Origin of the sequence: Pseudomonas sp. AG1028 (assembly GCF_007993955.1) — a bacterium.
GTDB lineage: Bacteria > Pseudomonadota > Gammaproteobacteria > Pseudomonadales > Pseudomonadaceae > Aquipseudomonas > Aquipseudomonas straminea.
In genome coordinates, this window is record NZ_VIVP01000004.1 from 377,139 (window position 1) to 390,999 (window position 13,861).

Annotated in this window: 16 protein-coding genes; 8 read left to right on the forward strand and 8 right to left on the reverse strand. The window is 63.6% G+C overall.

Annotated features, from left to right (window positions below; genetic code table 11):
* The first annotated feature begins 126 nt into the window (after positions 1–126).
* Entirely contained in the window at positions 127–1,050 is a 924-nt protein-coding gene (locus FB481_RS08835; RefSeq protein WP_147176056.1) for a GGDEF domain-containing protein, read from the forward strand.
* A gap of 209 nt (positions 1,051–1,259) precedes the next feature.
* On the opposite strand, the gene rluB is transcribed toward FB481_RS08835, so the two are convergent.
* The 6 genes from rluB to FB481_RS08865 form a co-directional block, all read right to left on the reverse strand.
* Positions 1,260–2,423, reverse strand: coding sequence for a 23S rRNA pseudouridine(2605) synthase RluB (gene rluB / locus FB481_RS08840; RefSeq protein ID WP_147176058.1), 1,164 nt, complete (start codon positions 2,421–2,423; stop codon positions 1,260–1,262).
* Positions 2,424–2,564: 141 nt separating this feature from the next.
* The gene (locus FB481_RS08845; RefSeq protein ID WP_147176060.1) at positions 2,565–2,744 is read right to left on the reverse strand and encodes a DUF1289 domain-containing protein; all 180 of its coding nucleotides are present in this window, start codon (positions 2,742–2,744) and stop codon (positions 2,565–2,567) included.
* Positions 2,741–3,565, reverse strand: a complete 825-nt coding sequence (gene scpB / locus FB481_RS08850) for an SMC-Scp complex subunit ScpB (RefSeq protein WP_147176062.1) — start codon at positions 3,563–3,565, stop codon at positions 2,741–2,743. The genes FB481_RS08845 and scpB overlap by 4 nt, the downstream gene beginning before the upstream one ends.
* Positions 3,566–3,612: 47 nt before the next feature.
* Positions 3,613–4,401 (reverse strand): ScpA family protein, encoded by a 789-nt coding sequence (locus FB481_RS08855; RefSeq protein ID WP_178109856.1) that lies wholly within the window; start codon positions 4,399–4,401, stop codon positions 3,613–3,615.
* A 67-nt stretch (positions 4,402–4,468) separates the two neighbouring features.
* Entirely contained in the window at positions 4,469–5,095 is a 627-nt protein-coding gene (locus FB481_RS08860; RefSeq protein WP_147176066.1) for an L-threonylcarbamoyladenylate synthase, read from the reverse strand.
* Between the two features lie 12 nt (positions 5,096–5,107).
* Positions 5,108–5,971: a PHP domain-containing protein gene (locus FB481_RS08865; RefSeq protein ID WP_147176068.1), complete on the reverse strand. Its 864-nt coding sequence runs from the start codon at positions 5,969–5,971 to the stop codon at positions 5,108–5,110.
* A 116-nt stretch (positions 5,972–6,087) separates the two neighbouring features.
* Between FB481_RS08865 and FB481_RS08870 the strand changes: the two genes are divergently transcribed.
* The 4 genes from FB481_RS08870 to FB481_RS08885 all read left to right on the forward strand — a co-directional run bounded on the left by FB481_RS08870 (position 6,088) and on the right by FB481_RS08885 (position 9,040).
* The gene (locus FB481_RS08870) at positions 6,088–6,387 is read left to right on the forward strand and encodes a YciI family protein (protein ID WP_027905133.1); all 300 of its coding nucleotides are present in this window, start codon (positions 6,088–6,090) and stop codon (positions 6,385–6,387) included.
* 21 nt (positions 6,388–6,408) lie between these two features.
* Positions 6,409–7,092, forward strand: coding sequence for a response regulator transcription factor (locus tag FB481_RS08875; RefSeq protein ID WP_147176070.1), 684 nt, complete (start codon positions 6,409–6,411; stop codon positions 7,090–7,092).
* A 123-nt stretch (positions 7,093–7,215) separates the two neighbouring features.
* The gene (locus FB481_RS08880; RefSeq protein WP_147176072.1) at positions 7,216–7,626 is read left to right on the forward strand and encodes a Spy/CpxP family protein refolding chaperone; all 411 of its coding nucleotides are present in this window, start codon (positions 7,216–7,218) and stop codon (positions 7,624–7,626) included.
* 88 nt (positions 7,627–7,714) lie between these two features.
* A complete protein-coding gene (locus FB481_RS08885; RefSeq protein WP_147176074.1) occupies positions 7,715–9,040 on the forward strand; it encodes a HAMP domain-containing sensor histidine kinase in 1,326 nt (441 codons plus the stop codon).
* A 143-nt stretch (positions 9,041–9,183) separates the two neighbouring features.
* On the opposite strand, the gene FB481_RS08890 is transcribed toward FB481_RS08885, so the two are convergent.
* Both FB481_RS08890 and FB481_RS08895 read right to left on the reverse strand, forming a co-directional pair.
* Positions 9,184–9,750: an NAD(P)H nitroreductase gene (locus FB481_RS08890; protein ID WP_147176076.1), complete on the reverse strand. Its 567-nt coding sequence runs from the start codon at positions 9,748–9,750 to the stop codon at positions 9,184–9,186.
* Between the two features lie 176 nt (positions 9,751–9,926).
* A complete protein-coding gene (locus tag FB481_RS08895; RefSeq protein WP_147176078.1) occupies positions 9,927–10,298 on the reverse strand; it encodes a YkgJ family cysteine cluster protein in 372 nt (123 codons plus the stop codon).
* A gap of 166 nt (positions 10,299–10,464) precedes the next feature.
* On the opposite strand from FB481_RS08895, the gene FB481_RS08900 reads away from it, so the two are divergent.
* The 3 genes from FB481_RS08900 (at position 10,465) to FB481_RS08910 (ending at position 13,859) form a co-directional block, all read left to right on the forward strand.
* Positions 10,465–11,919, forward strand: a complete 1,455-nt coding sequence (locus FB481_RS08900; protein WP_013791096.1) for a TrkH family potassium uptake protein — start codon at positions 10,465–10,467, stop codon at positions 11,917–11,919.
* Between the two features lie 62 nt (positions 11,920–11,981).
* Positions 11,982–12,299, forward strand: coding sequence for an Mpo1-like protein (locus FB481_RS08905; protein ID WP_093506820.1), 318 nt, complete (start codon positions 11,982–11,984; stop codon positions 12,297–12,299).
* 177 nt (positions 12,300–12,476) lie between these two features.
* A complete protein-coding gene (locus tag FB481_RS08910) occupies positions 12,477–13,859 on the forward strand; it encodes an adenylate/guanylate cyclase domain-containing protein (RefSeq protein WP_093506818.1) in 1,383 nt (460 codons plus the stop codon).
* Positions 13,860–13,861: the final 2 nt, after the last annotated feature.

The following is a 13,861-nucleotide window of genomic DNA, read 5'->3' on the forward strand; positions in this document are numbered from 1 at the left end:
GCCCTCTGCCGCTATCGATCAGCTGCAACCTGTTGAACCTCAAGGCTTTTAATCGGCCCTAAAAGACTGGCATGAAATTAGCTCTGTAGCCTGCAAGCTGCAATGAAGCGCCAGAGGTTCACAAAAATGGTCCCACCCAGCCAGAAAAACACCATCGATTTCGATGCCGCCAAAGTGCAGCGTCTCGGCGCTTCAGCGCGCAAGGAGCAGACCCGCCCGGTCAGCCTGGCGCAGTTGCGCCAGCGCCTCGGTCTTCAGCTGCAGACCAGCCTGGACGCCGAGCGTATCCTCGCCACCTTCTTCCGTGAGCTGCAGCACTTGGTGCCGGTGGATTCGCTGGGTTACCAACATTCGAGTAGTGACCTGCGCCTGGACTTCGGCCAACCGGCCAATCACTCGGCCACCTACCGCCTCAGTCACGAGAGCGAATATCTGGGCGAGCTGACCTTCCGGCGGCGCCAGCGCTTTTCCGATCACGAACTGGCGCAGCTCGAATCCCTGCTGGCCAGCCTCATGTACCCGCTGCGCAATGCCCTGCTCTACCGCGTGGCAATCCAGAGCGCGCTGCGCGATCCACTGACCAACACCGGCAACCGCATCGCCATGGATCAAGTGCTGGGCCGCGAAATCGAGCTGGCACGCCGCAATGGCCAGCCGATGTCGCTGCTGATGCTGGACATCGACCACTTCAAGAGCATCAACGATGAGCACGGCCACAGCGCCGGCGACGAAGTGCTCAAGGCGGTGGCTACCACCATCAAGGATCAGCTGCGCAACATCGACATGGTGTTCCGCTACGGTGGCGAGGAGTTTCTGGTACTGCTCTCTGCTACGCCGCGCGAGGGTGCACAACTGGTCGGCGAGCGCCTGCGCGAATCGGTATTGGGCCTGCAATGCGTAGCCCAGGGACGACCCGTGCAGATTTCCATCAGCCTGGGTTGCGCCAGCCTGGAACTCGGCGAGTCGGTGGACGGACTGCTCAACCGCGCTGACAAGGCGCTGTACAGCGCCAAGCGCAGCGGCCGCAACTGCCTGGCCATGGCTGTCTGAACCGCCTGATCAACGCCCATGAAAAAGGGCCCCGTCCGTAAGGATCGGGGCCCTTTTTCATCCGTAAGCTGCTGGCATCGATGCGTAGGAGCGGCTTCAGCCGCGAGCCCTTCGCAGGGAATCGCGGCTAAAGCCGCTCGTGCAGGTTAGCCTGTGTGCTCTCCTACCGAGGGCGTTGCCGCCCCTGCGCTACACCAAGCTTTCAGCCTTTACTGCGGCTTGCGGCTGCCGCGACCGAAGCCCGGCCGCTGGCCATCACCCGCCGGACGGCTGCGACGGTTATCGCTATCCGCCGGCTTGCGTGGCGCCCGCTCGCTCGACTCAGCGCGCTCGCCACGCGGCTTGCCCGGCTTCTTGCCGACATCACGCGGGCGCTCGGCAACTGGCGTACCGCGAGAGGAGTCGGCCCGCGGCGTACGGGGGGTGCGGCTTGGGCGCTCCCCTTGCTCTTCACGAGTACCGCGAGCTGAACCCTGGGCAGGACCACCGTTGGCAGGACGCAGGGTGCGCCCCGGGCGCTCACCACGACCAACCGGCTTGGCGGCCTTGCGCTGCATGCGGTCGAGCTTCTCGCGGGTCTTTTCCTTCATCTCCGGCAAGGCAACCGGCTTAAGGCCAACTTCTTCGCTGAGGATGTCGACTTCGCGCTGGCCCATTTCGCGCCAGCGGCCCATGGGCAGATCGGAAGTCATGAACACCGGGCCGAAGCGCACGCGCTTCAGGCGGCTGACCACCACGCCCTGCGATTCCCACAGGCGACGTACTTCGCGGTTACGACCTTCCATGACCACGCAGTGGTACCAGTGGTTGAAACCCTCACCACCTGGCGCTTCCTGGATATCAGTGAACTTGGCCGGGCCGTCCTCGAGCATAACGCCCGCCTTGAGGCGCTCGATCATCTCCTCGTCGACCTCGCCGCGTACGCGAACGGCGTATTCACGGTCCATCTGGTAGGACGGGTGCATCAGGCGGTTGGCCAGCTCGCCGTCGGTGGTGAACATCAACAGACCGGTGGTGTTGATGTCCAGGCGACCGATATTGATCCAGCGTCCGTCTTTCGGGCGCGGCAAGCGGTCGAATACCGTCGGGCGGCCTTCCGGGTCGTCGCGGGTGCAGATCTCGCCGTCGGGCTTGTTGTAGATCAGCACGCGGCGCACGGTTTCCGTCGCCTCTTCGCGGCGTAGCAGACGACCGTCGACAGAGATGGCGTCATGCAGGTCGACACGCTGGCCAAGGCTGGCGTCGTTGCCGTTGACCTTGACGCGGCCGGCGGTGATCCAGGCTTCGATTTCGCGGCGCGAGGCCAGGCCCATGCGAGCCAGGACCTTCTGCAGTTTTTCGCCAGCGGGGCTGTATTCTTCGGTTTCACTCATCTGGGCACCTCCCGGTGTTTTCTGGTGATGGGACGACCAAGTCGTCGAAGGCGCGCGCATCATACGCGGATCAGCCGCGGCACGCACCTGGCAGCAGAGCATAGCCGGCGAGCGGTCTAGCGCCTGACCGCTGGTCGGTGGCTAGCGTATGCGACGTGCCTTGCTGCCCATGGCCAGCAGGCGCATGTCTGCCTCGGCGACGACCAGGCGCCGTTCGGCCTTGTCGAGCCTCTTCCAGGCCTTGATTTCCGCCTTGCTGCGCCCGCAGCCCAGGCAGATGCCGTCATCGAATTTGCAGACGCTGATACAGGGATCTTTCATGAAGTCTCTTCGCGCTCGCTGGTGGACGGATCGCCCGCAGCGTTAGAGACCGTTTCCGGCGCGTCAGGGTTCGACTCATCGTCCTGACGCGTCAGATCATCAAAGTCGGTTTTCAGACCCTGCTCCATGGCGTCGAGTTCGGCCAGCAGCGAGCCAAAGCTGGTCTCGGCCTTGCCTTGGGCGTCGGGCTCGACGTCATCATCCGCCAGGGCCAGATCGGCGCGCGCCTGCAGGCTTTGTGGCACCGCCGGGTCATCGTCATCCTGGGCCAGCACCGGCTCGGGCTCCAGCTCGCGCAGCGCGGCCAGCGGCGGCAGCTCGTCGAGGTTCTTCAGGTTGAAGTGATCAAGAAAACCCTTGGTGGTGGCGAACATGGCCGGCCGACCAGGCACGTCGCGGTAGCCGACCACGCGAATCCACTCGCGCTCCTGCAACGTCTTGACGATCTGGCTGTTCACCGCCACGCCGCGGATCTCCTCGATCTCACCGCGGGTGATGGGCTGGCGGTAGGCAATCAGCGCCAGGGTCTCGAGCATGGCCCGCGAATAGCGCTGCGGGCGCTCCTCCCAGAGGCGGCCGACCCAGGGTGAAAAGGTGTCGCGAATCTGCAGACGGTAACCGGAAGCCACTTCCTTGAGTTCGAACGCCCGCCCCTTGCAACTGCCGCCGAGAATCGCCAACGCCTTGCGAAACACATCGGCCTCGGGGCGCTCGGTTTCCTCGAACAATTCCATGATCCGCTCGAGCGACAGCGGCTTGCCGGAAGCCAGCAGCAGGCCCTCGAGCAAGGTGGAGAGTTGCTTGGGATCGGACAGATTCATAAGCAGGAAACACCGCGTGCAGCCACGAAAGCGGCGAGTCTAGCAGTTCATTCGAACGCGCTGTCGCCCTCTTCCACACCTGCCACACGAAGGCGCACGTGCACGGCGGCAAAGGCTTCGTTCTGCACCAGCTCGACCAGAGACTCCTTGACCAGTTCGAGAATCGCCATAAACGTCACCACCACGCCAAGGCGTCCTTCTTCGGCGGTGAACAGCTGCACGAACGGCACGAATGCGCCGTCTTTGAGGCGGTCGAGCACTTCACCCATGCGCTCGCGGGTGGATAGCGCCTCGCGGCTAACCTGGTGGCTTTCGAACATGTCGGCGCGGCGCAGCACCTCGGCCATCGACACCAGCAGTTCCTGTAGCTCCACCGTGGGCAGCAGCTTGCGCGCCCTCGCCTCCGGCGCCTCGACGCGCGGCACGATGAGGTCGCGGCCCACCCGCGGCAGGGCATCGATGCCCTCGGCGGCGGCTTTGAAGCGCTCGTATTCGAGCAGGCGGCGAATCAGCTCGGCACGCGGGTCGTCTTCCTCTTCTTCAGCCTCGGCCGAACGCGGCAGCAGCATGCGCGACTTGATCTCGGCGAGCATGGCCGCCATCACCAGGTACTCGGCAGCCAGCTCCAGGCGCACGGTGTGCATCAGCTCGACGTAGCCCATGTACTGGCGGGTGATCTCCGCCACCGGGATGTCCAATACGTCGATGTTCTGCTTGCGGATCAGGTAGAGCAGCAGATCCAGCGGGCCTTCGAAGGCTTCGAGAAACACTTCAAGGGCGTCCGGCGGGATGTACAGGTCGACGGGCAGCTCGGTGAGCGCCTCGCCATAGACCATGGCGAACGGCAGCTCCTGCTGGGCACCGGCCTGGCTGTCGACGATCTCGGTCACGGTCGACATCTAATCAGCGCGACTCGAAAGGCGATGGATCGCCGCAACCGACGCGGATCACCTCGGGCTCGTCGTCCACCAGGCTGATCACGGTCGAGGCTTCCAGGCCGCCGAAGCCGCCATCGATGATCAGATCCACCTGATGTTCGAGCATCTGGCGCATCTCGTAGGGATCGCTCATCGGCAGGTCTTCGCCAGGCAGGATCAGGCTGACGCTCATCATCGTCTCGCCCAGTTCCTCCAGTAGCGCCGAGGCGATCGGGTGATTGGGCACGCGCAAACCGATGGTACGGCGCTTGGGGTGTAGCAACATGCGCGGCACTTCGCGGGTGGCGTTGAGAATGAATGTGTAGGGCCCCGGCGTGTGATTCTTCAACAGCCGAAAGGCGGCGGTGTCGACCTTGGCGAAGGTGCTGAGCTGCGACAGGTCGCGGCACACCAGAGTGAAATTATGCTTGTCATCGAGCTGGCGCAGGCGCCGAATCCGCTCCATAGCGTTCTTGGCGCCCATCTGGCAGCCCACCGCGTAGGACGAATCGGTCGGGTAGACCACCACGCCACCGTTGCGGATGATATCGACCGCCTGCTTGATCAGACGGGCCTGGGGACTCTCCGGGTGTATCTGAAAAAACTGGCTCATGACTAGCAACTCTCAAACGGCGTGGTACGAGGGCGCGCAGCCGAAACGCGTCCATAACGGGGAAAGATCATCGGGCAGCGGCCGGTACAAGCCCAGCTCCGACCAGTCGCCCGGGGCATGGAAGTCGCTGCCGACACTGGCCAGCAGGCCGAACTCACGCGCCAGGATCGCCAGGCCACCGACCTGCTCGGCCGGCTGCATGCCATTGACGACTTCCAGCGCATGGCCGCCTGCTGCGGCGAAGGCTGCCACCAGCTTGCGGCGCTTGCTGCGCGTGAAATCGTACTGCCAGGGGTGCGCGAGGCTGATCCATGCGTTGGACTGGCGCAGCGTCTCGAGCGTTTCATCTAACGTCGGCCAGTGCTGCTTGACGTCGCCGAGCTTGCCGGAGCCCAGCCATTTGCGAAAGGCGTCGGCACGATCCTTGACGAAACCTGCGCGCACCATGAATTCCGCAAAATGCGGGCGCGCCGGCGCATTGTCACTTTCGCCCAGGGCCTGCTGAATAGCCCGCGCGCCGTCCAGCGCGCCCTCCATGCCCTTGAGCGCCAGGCGCCGGGAAATCTCCTCTGCGCGCAGCCAGCGACCCTGATGCAGGTCGGCGATAGCCTGGCGCAAGGCAGGCGCGTCGCGGTCGAAGGCATAGCCCAGCACATGAATGGTCGCGCCGCCCCAGGTACAGGACAGCTCGATACCATTGACCAGTTGCACGCCCAGCTCGCCTGCCGTGGCGCACGCCTCATCGAGCCCTTCGAGAGTGTCGTGGTCGGTCAGCGCCAGCAGGGTGACGCCGCGCCCGTGCGCCCGTGCGACCACCTCGGCAGGCGGCAGGGCGCCGTCCGAAGCGGTGCTGTGGCAATGAAGATCAACCTGCATAAGGGGCGCTTTCCCGAAGAATCATGTTTGTTATTATGCCGCGGCCGGCAGATTCCTGCCCCGCTATCGCGCTGTTCTCTTAGCTCTTTTCTCGCAGCTCACCCACAAGGATCGACATGCTCTACGCCATCATCGCCACCGACGTGGAAAATTCCCTCGAGCTTCGCCTCTCCGTTCGTCCCGCTCACCTGGCTCGCCTTGAACAGCTGAAAAGCGAAGGCCGTCTGGTACTGGCCGGCCCCAACCCGGCCATCGACAGCAACGACCCAGGCCCGGCAGGGTTCACCGGCAGCCTGATCGTCGCCGAGTTCGAGTCGCTGGAAGCTGCCAAGACCTGGGCCAACGCCGACCCGTTCCGCACCGCCGGCGTCTACGCCAGCGTCGTGGTCAAACCCTTCAAACACGTACTGCCGTAACCGGGAATCGTCACCGCTGCCATGAGCGACCTGCTGCTGATCGACGACGACGTCGAACTCTGTGACCTACTGGCCAGTTGGCTGACCCAGGAGGGCTTTCAGGTCACCGCCTGTCACGACGGCCAGGGCGCGCGCCAGGCCTTGGCACAGAGCGCCCCCGACGCCGTGGTGCTGGACGTGATGCTGCCAGACGGCAGCGGCCTGGAGCTTCTCAAGCAGCTGCGCAGCGAGCACCCCAACTTGCCGGTGCTGATGCTTTCGGCCCGCGGCGAGCCGCTGGACCGCATCCTCGGCCTGGAACTGGGCGCCGACGACTACCTGGCCAAACCCTGCGACCCCCGCGAGCTGACCGCCCGCCTGCGCGCCGTGCTCCGGCGCAGCCTGCCACCGGCCGCGTCCAGCCAGATCGAGCTGGGCGACCTGCGTTTCAGCCCGGCCCGTGGCGTGGCCGCGCTGGGTGCCGAAGGCCAGGAAATCGTCCTGACCCTGTCCGAAAGCCGGGTGCTCGAAGCGCTGCTCAAGCAGCCGGGCGAGCCGGTCGACAAGCAGGCGCTCGCCCAACTGGCCCTGGGCCGCAAGCTGACCCTCTATGATCGCAGCCTGGACATGCACGTAAGCAACCTGCGCAAGAAGATCGGCCCGCACCCCGATGGTCGGCCGCGCGTGGTCGCGCTGCGTGGGCGCGGCTATTACTACGCGCCCTGATCCGCTTTACATAGCGACAGCGCTCTTTACCCTGCCTTTACCTTGGCTGACTGCGCCTTACCTTGAAAGCCCTAATCTGGGCACATCCGGCAACTGGCCGGTTTCGAGACAAGGAGATACACCATGCGCAAGACCATGACCGCCCTGCTCCTCGCCATGACCCTGCCAACCCTGGCCATGGCTGCTCCCGGTGACGACCACCGCCCAGGCGGCCCGGGCCCAGGCCCACGTATGTTCCATGAGCTGGACCTGAACAAGGATCAACAACGCCAGGTTCACAAACTGATGATGGATCAGCGCAAGAACGACCGCGAGATGATCCAGCGTTACCTGGACAAGCTGCCCGAGGCCGACAAGCAGGCCTTGAAAAACGAACGCGAGACGTCCCATGACAAGCAGCAAAAAGCCATTCGCGCCCTGCTGACCCCCGAACAGCAGAAGACCTTCGACGAACATGCGGCCAAGATGAAAGAACGCAAGTCCGACCGCGAAGAATTCGAAGCCTGGAAAGCTGAGCACAAGAAAGCTGGCTGACCTCTACCGCTGGCCGTGATCACGACCAGCCCACTATCCGCCTGCACCACTTATGCGGTGCAGGCGTTTGCTGTTTGAAGGAGCCTCTGTGCGTTCATTGTTCTGGCGGATTTTTGGCAGTTTTTGGCTGGCGATCGCCCTGGTCGCGGGCCTGTCCATGCTGCTCGGCCGCGCCCTGAATCAGGACGCCTGGATTCTCAACCAGCACCCAGGCCTGGAAAATCTGCCGGCCGAATGGGTACAGGCCTTCGAGCACGACGGTCCCAAGGCGGCGCAGGATCTGCTAGAGCAGCGCAAAAGGCGCTTTCGTATCGACACCCAGGTACTGGCGGACACCGGCCAGCCAGCTATTCGCGGCACCTTCCCGCCCCGCGCGGCGGCCATGGAAGAGCGCAACAAAGGCGAAAAGCGGCTGCCGTGGCGGCGCCTGACCACCGAGTACACAAGCCCGGTGAGCGGCGAAACCTACCTGTTCATCTACCGTATTCCCCACCCGGAGCTGGATGCCTGGCACCGTGGCAGCCTGCTGTGGCCACTCAGCGCACTGGCTATCGCCCTGGTGGTATTGACCGGGCTCAGCCTGTTACTGACCCTGTCCATCACTCGGCCGCTGAATCGCCTGCGCGGCGCGGTGCACGACCTGGGACAGACGGCCTACCAGCAGAACAGCCTGGCGCGCCTGGCCAGCCGGCGTGACGAGCTGGGCGTGCTGGCCAACGATTTCAATCGCATGGGCGCGCGCCTGCAGGATCTGATCGGCAGCCAGCGCCAGCTGTTGCGTGACGTCTCTCACGAGCTGCGCTCGCCGCTGGCCCGCCTGCGCATCGCCCTGGCGCTGGCCGAGCGCGCCGAACCGGCCGAGCGGGAAAAACTCTGGCCACGCCTGACCCGCGAATGTGATCGCCTGGAAGACCTGATCAGCGAGATCCTCACCCTCGCCCGCCTGGACGCCGAGCCTAGTGCTGCCCAGCCCATCGACCTGACACAACTGGCCGCCAAGCTACGCGAGGACATAAACCTCAGCCACCCGCACCAGCAGCTCGAAATCTACCTGCAGCCTGGGCTGGAACTGCACGGCTGGCCAGCGATGCTGGAGCGCGCACTGGATAACCTGTTGCGTAACGCCCTGCGTTTCAGTCCCGATGGCCAGCCGATCGAAATGAACTTCACTCGCCAAGGCAGCAAAGCGCATTTGGAGGTTCGAGATCATGGCCACGGCGTGGCCGCCGAGCATCTCAGCCAACTGGGCGAGCCGTTCTTTCGCGCCCCCGGGCAATCGGCAGCCGGCCATGGCCTGGGGCTGGCCATCACACGGCGCGCCGCCGAACGCCATGGCGGCCGCTTGGAGTTGGCCAATCACCCGGACGGCGGCTTCAGCGCCAAGCTGATCCTGCCGCTGGAAACGGCTCTTTAGCCTTCTCTTCTAAAGCCTGGCGGCGAGGATGGCCCGTTCCCACAAAAAAGCAGGTTCGTGGCCCGCTCCTCTATAGAAAAGCCTGGCAACATCAGCAACCAGGCGCCTCGCAATAATCGGTTCAAGCGGCAAAAGCAGTCGCCCTAGGCCTTCCCCACCCAGCCGCTGACGAACTCATCGACATTCACCGCCGGCGCCTCGCGCAACTCGCGCTGCGGTGTACCCAGATACAGGTAGCCGATCACCTGCTCATTGGCCGCCAACCCCAGGCCAGCATTCACCACCGCGTCGTAGGACAGCTCCCCCGTACGCCAGACCGCGCCGATACCCTGGGCATAGGCGGCGAGCAGAATGCCGTGGGCAGCACATCCGGCAGCCAATACCTGCTCCTGGGCCGGCACCTTGGGGTGCTCTTGGATGCGCGCGATGACCACGACCATTAGCGGTGCACGCAGCGGCATGTTGCGTGCCTTGGTCAGCGCCTCTTCGTCGGCCTGCGGGTTCTTGCTGGCAATCGCCTCGGCGTACAGCTCGCCGAGTGCATGGCGCGCATCCCCCTCGACGGTGAGAAATCGCCAGGGGCGTAGTTGGCCATGATCCGGCGCCCGCAGCGCAGCCCTGAACAGCCGCTCGCGCTGCTCGGCAGTCGGCGCCGGTTCGATCAGGCGCGGCGCGGAAACACGGTTGATCAGCGTATCGAGGGCATCCATCGGTTCACCTCCAGAGGAAAAGAGCCGGGATTCTACCAGCCGAGCATGAGCTTCGCAGACCACAGCGCGCCCGCAGCCTGGTGTTGAGCGAAGCGATACCCAAGGCAATATCCCGAGTGTCGCTGCGCTCGACCCGGGCTACACGTAACGGCGATCAAGCAGTTTAAGCCAGCCAACTACGCCACCCGATCCGGCGACAGCTCCGGCTGCACGGGTGGCGTCAGCGGCGGCAGGCCATAGGCCTTGCGCGCATCGTCGCAGCGCGGGTTGTGCTCACCGTTGGCCCAGGAGGCTTGGAAATCGCGGCAAGGGCTGGAACGCTGCTCGTACATCGTGCAGCGGGTGCCCTGGCCGACATCGCCAAGCAACGCATTGCAACGCGCGGGCTTGTATTCGGTACCGCGCATGGCAACCAGGTGCGGAGAGATCTGGATGACCTGCTCGTCCGGCACACTGCCACCGGCCGATTGACACTCACCCCAGAAGAAGGACACACGAAAATACGCGCAGCAGGCGCCGCACGTGAGACAAGGATTGCTTTCGGACATGATGAGAGGGCTCAGAAACCGGCAAGGGCCGGCACCTGGCGGCGTATTCTATGCACCGCAAGCAACTTGTAAAGAGGCCCGCAAGCGCCTGACGACGGGCGCGCCAGCGGGTGTACAGCGATGCCGGCACAGGTAGAATGGCGCCACTTTTTCGCGGATAAAACCGATGGCCTGGCCGACCCTACGACTTATCGCATTCATCAATGGCATTTTCCTGATTACCCTGGCCATTGGCATGATCGGCCCGATGTTCACCCTGTTCGTCTTCGACCGCGCCGCAGAGGTGAGCCCCTTCGCCTGGTCGAGTCTGATCACCTTTATCGCCGGGCTGTCCATGATCGCCCGCGGCAAGCCCCAGGACGTGCACCTGCGCCCGCGAGACATGTACATGCTGACGGTATCGAGCTGGTTGATGGTGTGCATCTTCGCCGCCCTGCCGTTCATGTTCACCCAACACATGAGCTACACCGACGCCTTCTTCGAGAGCATGTCGGGCATCACCGCCACCGGTGCTACCGTTCTAATCGGTCTGGACAACATGTCGCCGGGCATTCTGATCTGGCGCTCGATGCTGCACTGGCTCGGTGGTATCGGCTTCATCGCCATGGCGGTGGCGATTCTGCCCATGCTGCGCATCGGTGGCATGCGCCTGTTCCAGACCGAATCCTCGGACCGCTCCGACAAGGTCATGCCGCGCTCGCACATGGTCGCCAAGTACATGGCGGTGGCCTACTTCGGCATCAGCCTGCTCGGCTGCCTGGCCTTCTGGCTGGCCGGCATGAGTTTCTTCGATGCGATCAACCACAGCATGTCGGCGATCTCCACCGGCGGCTTCTCCACTTCGGACCTGTCGCTGGCCAAATGGACTCAGCCGGCCGTGCACTGGGTAGCCGTGGTGCTGATGATTCTCGGCAGCCTGCCGTTCGTACTCTACGTGTCCACGCTACGCGGTAACTTTGGCGCCGTGCTAGCCGATCAGCAGGTGCGCGGTTTTCTCGGCATTCTGCTGGGTGTCTGGCTGACCATGGGCACCTGGTACTACTTCACCACCGACCTGCACTGGCTCGACGCCCTGCGCCACGTGGCCGTGAACGCCACCTCGGTGATGACCACCACCGGCTTCGCTCTGGGCGACTACTCGCTATGGGGCGGTTTCGCCGGCATGCTGTTCTTCTACCTGGGCTTTATCGGCGGCTGCTCGGGCTCTACGGCCGGCGGTCTGAAGATCTTCCGCTTCCAGGTCGCCTACATCCTGCTCAAGGCCAACCTGATGCAACTGGTGCACCCGCGTGCGGTGATCAAGCAGCAGTACAACCGTCATCGCCTGGACGAAGACATCGTTCGCTCGATTCTGACCTTCTCGTTCTTCTTCACCATCATCATCGCCGTGCTGGCCCTGGCTCTGACCCTCTGCGGTCTGGACTGGATCACCGCCCTGAGCGGCGCCGCCAGCACGGTCGCCGGCGTCGGCCCAGGCATGGGCCCGATCATCGGCCCGGCCGGCACCTACGCCAGCCTGCCGGACATGGCCAAGTGGCTGTTGACCCTGGGCATGCTGATGGGCCGCCTGGAAATCCTCACCGTGCTGGTGCTGTTTATGCCGGCGTTCTGGCGGCATTGACCCTGTTGCTGCCGGCAATCTCGGCCTAGACTTTGCGAACATAACAACAACAGGAAGTCGCAATGAGCAGCCAGCCCCGCGAGCGTTTTAGCTCCTTCGCCGAGTTCTATCCTTACTACTTGGAAGAACACCGCAACCCGACCTGCAGGCGCCTGCATTATGTCGGCAGCCTTCTGGTGCTGGTGGTGCTTGGCTATGCGCTGACCAGCGGGCAATGGCTGTGGCTGTTGGCCCTGCCGGTGATCGGCTATGGCTTCGCCTGGGTCGGTCACTTCGCCTTCGAACGCAATCGCCCCGCCACCTTCCAGTACCCGCTGTATTCGCTGATGGGCGACTGGGTGATGCTCAAAGACATGCTCACCGGACGCATTCGTTTCTGAACGAACGGTCAAATGCAATTGCCCACACCGGGATTAGCGCCGTCATGGCATTGCGCCTTTGCCGACCGGCCCTGCAGCGTATATGATCCCCACTTTCCGCTGGCCCCGTCCGCACGCCGCTTGCAGCCTGGCGCTCGGTCATGCAGTCGGACTTTCAGCAGGGGTCGCCGTTAGCGCATGAGCACCAGTATTACCGCCGTACCAAACCTGCCCTCGTTGCTCACCCGCGAATATTATTCGCGGGTGCTGGCCTATCTTGCCGTGGCCGCGAGCGTAGCAGCCGGCACCTATGAGCAAGTGTTCAGCCACGGCCTGCTGTGGCTCGTGCCCTATGCGCTGCTCTATCCCCACCTGGCCCACTGGCTGAGCAAACGCTTTCGCGACGACCACCGACATCGCACACTGATGAGCCTGCTGTTCGTCGATGCCCTGCACTGTGGCGCATTTGCGGCACTACTCGGGTTTTCGGTGGTACCCAGCCTGATGTTTCTGCTGACCCTGAGTTTCAGTACCCTGATAGTCGGTGGCTTGCGCGACATGAGTGTGGCGCTGCTGGTCGCCTTCAGCGGTACGCTGCTCACTGCCTCGCTCACCGACCTCCACGTGGCCCCGCAAACACCGGCGCTGGTGGCCCTGGTGAGCATCGCTTTCACCATCTTCTATATCTGCATCTCGGCCTATTTCGTGCACCAGCAGGGCATTCGCCTTGCTCAGGTACGACACCAGATCAAGGGCGAGCAGGAAAAGGCCGCACGCCTGGCTCGCAACCTCGCCAAATACCTGTCGCCCCAGGTGTGGGAGTCGATCTTCAGCGGCAAGAAGCACGTGCGCCTGGAAACCCAGCGCAAGAAACTCACCGTATTTTTTTCCGACATCCGCGGTTTCACCGAGCTGTCCGAGGAGCTGGAAGCCGAGGCCCTGACTGACCTGCTCAACACCTATCTCAACGAGATGTCGAAGATCTGCATGAAGTTCGGCGGCACCATCGATAAGTTCATCGGTGACAGCGTGATGGTGTTCTTTGGTGACCCGAGCAGCCAGGGCGCCAAGAAGGACGCCATGGCCGCGGTGTCGATGGCCATCGCCATGCGCAAGCATATGAAGGTGCTGCGCCAGCACTGGCGTGCCCAGGGCATTACCAAACCCCTGGAAATCCGCATGGGCCTCAACACCGGTTACTGCACGGTGGGCAACTTCGGTGCCGACACGCGCATGGACTACACCATCATCGGCCGCGACGTGAACCTCGCCAGCCGCCTGGAAAGCGCCGCCGAAGCCGGTGAGATCCTGATCTCCCACGAGACCTATTCGCTGATCAAGGACGTAATCATGTGCCGCGACAAGGGCCAGATAAGCGTCAAGGGCTTCAGCCGCCCGGTGCAGATCTACCAGGTCGTGGATTTTCGCCGCGACCTGGGCGCCAGTTCCAGCTACATGGAGCACGAGTTGCCTGGCTTCTCCATGTACCTGGACACCAACGGCATCCAGAACTTCGACAAGGACCGGGTCATCGAGGCCCTGGAACAGGCCGCCGAAAAGCTGCGCGACAAGATCATTTAAGG

Bases quoted from the DNA above. Each gene is read 5' to 3' on its own strand.
- FB481_RS08895 (WP_147176078.1), bottom strand. From the start codon at position 10,298: ATGTCCGAAAGCAATCCTTGTCTCACGTGCGGCGCCTGCTGCGCGTAT.
- scpB (WP_147176062.1), bottom strand. From the start codon at position 3,565: ATGAATCTGTCCGATCCCAAGCAACTCTCCACCTTGCTCGAGGGCCTG.
- FB481_RS08860 (WP_147176066.1), bottom strand. From the start codon at position 5,095: ATGAGCCAGTTTTTTCAGATACACCCGGAGAGTCCCCAGGCCCGTCTG.
- FB481_RS08875 (WP_147176070.1), top strand. From the start codon at position 6,409: ATGAGCGACCTGCTGCTGATCGACGACGACGTCGAACTCTGTGACCTA.
- FB481_RS08835 (WP_147176056.1), top strand. From the start codon at position 127: ATGGTCCCACCCAGCCAGAAAAACACCATCGATTTCGATGCCGCCAAA.
- FB481_RS08910 (WP_093506818.1), top strand. From the start codon at position 12,477: ATGAGCACCAGTATTACCGCCGTACCAAACCTGCCCTCGTTGCTCACC.
- FB481_RS08845 (WP_147176060.1), bottom strand. From the start codon at position 2,744: ATGAAAGATCCCTGTATCAGCGTCTGCAAATTCGATGACGGCATCTGC.
- FB481_RS08890 (WP_147176076.1), bottom strand. From the start codon at position 9,750: ATGGATGCCCTCGATACGCTGATCAACCGTGTTTCCGCGCCGCGCCTG.
- FB481_RS08855 (WP_178109856.1), bottom strand. From the start codon at position 4,401: ATGGTCTATGGCGAGGCGCTCACCGAGCTGCCCGTCGACCTGTACATC.
- FB481_RS08880 (WP_147176072.1), top strand. From the start codon at position 7,216: ATGCGCAAGACCATGACCGCCCTGCTCCTCGCCATGACCCTGCCAACC.
- rluB (WP_147176058.1), bottom strand. From the start codon at position 2,423: ATGAGTGAAACCGAAGAATACAGCCCCGCTGGCGAAAAACTGCAGAAG.
- FB481_RS08900 (WP_013791096.1), top strand. From the start codon at position 10,465: ATGGCCTGGCCGACCCTACGACTTATCGCATTCATCAATGGCATTTTC.
- FB481_RS08865 (WP_147176068.1), bottom strand. From the start codon at position 5,971: ATGCAGGTTGATCTTCATTGCCACAGCACCGCTTCGGACGGCGCCCTG.
- FB481_RS08870 (WP_027905133.1), top strand. From the start codon at position 6,088: ATGCTCTACGCCATCATCGCCACCGACGTGGAAAATTCCCTCGAGCTT.
- FB481_RS08905 (WP_093506820.1), top strand. From the start codon at position 11,982: ATGAGCAGCCAGCCCCGCGAGCGTTTTAGCTCCTTCGCCGAGTTCTAT.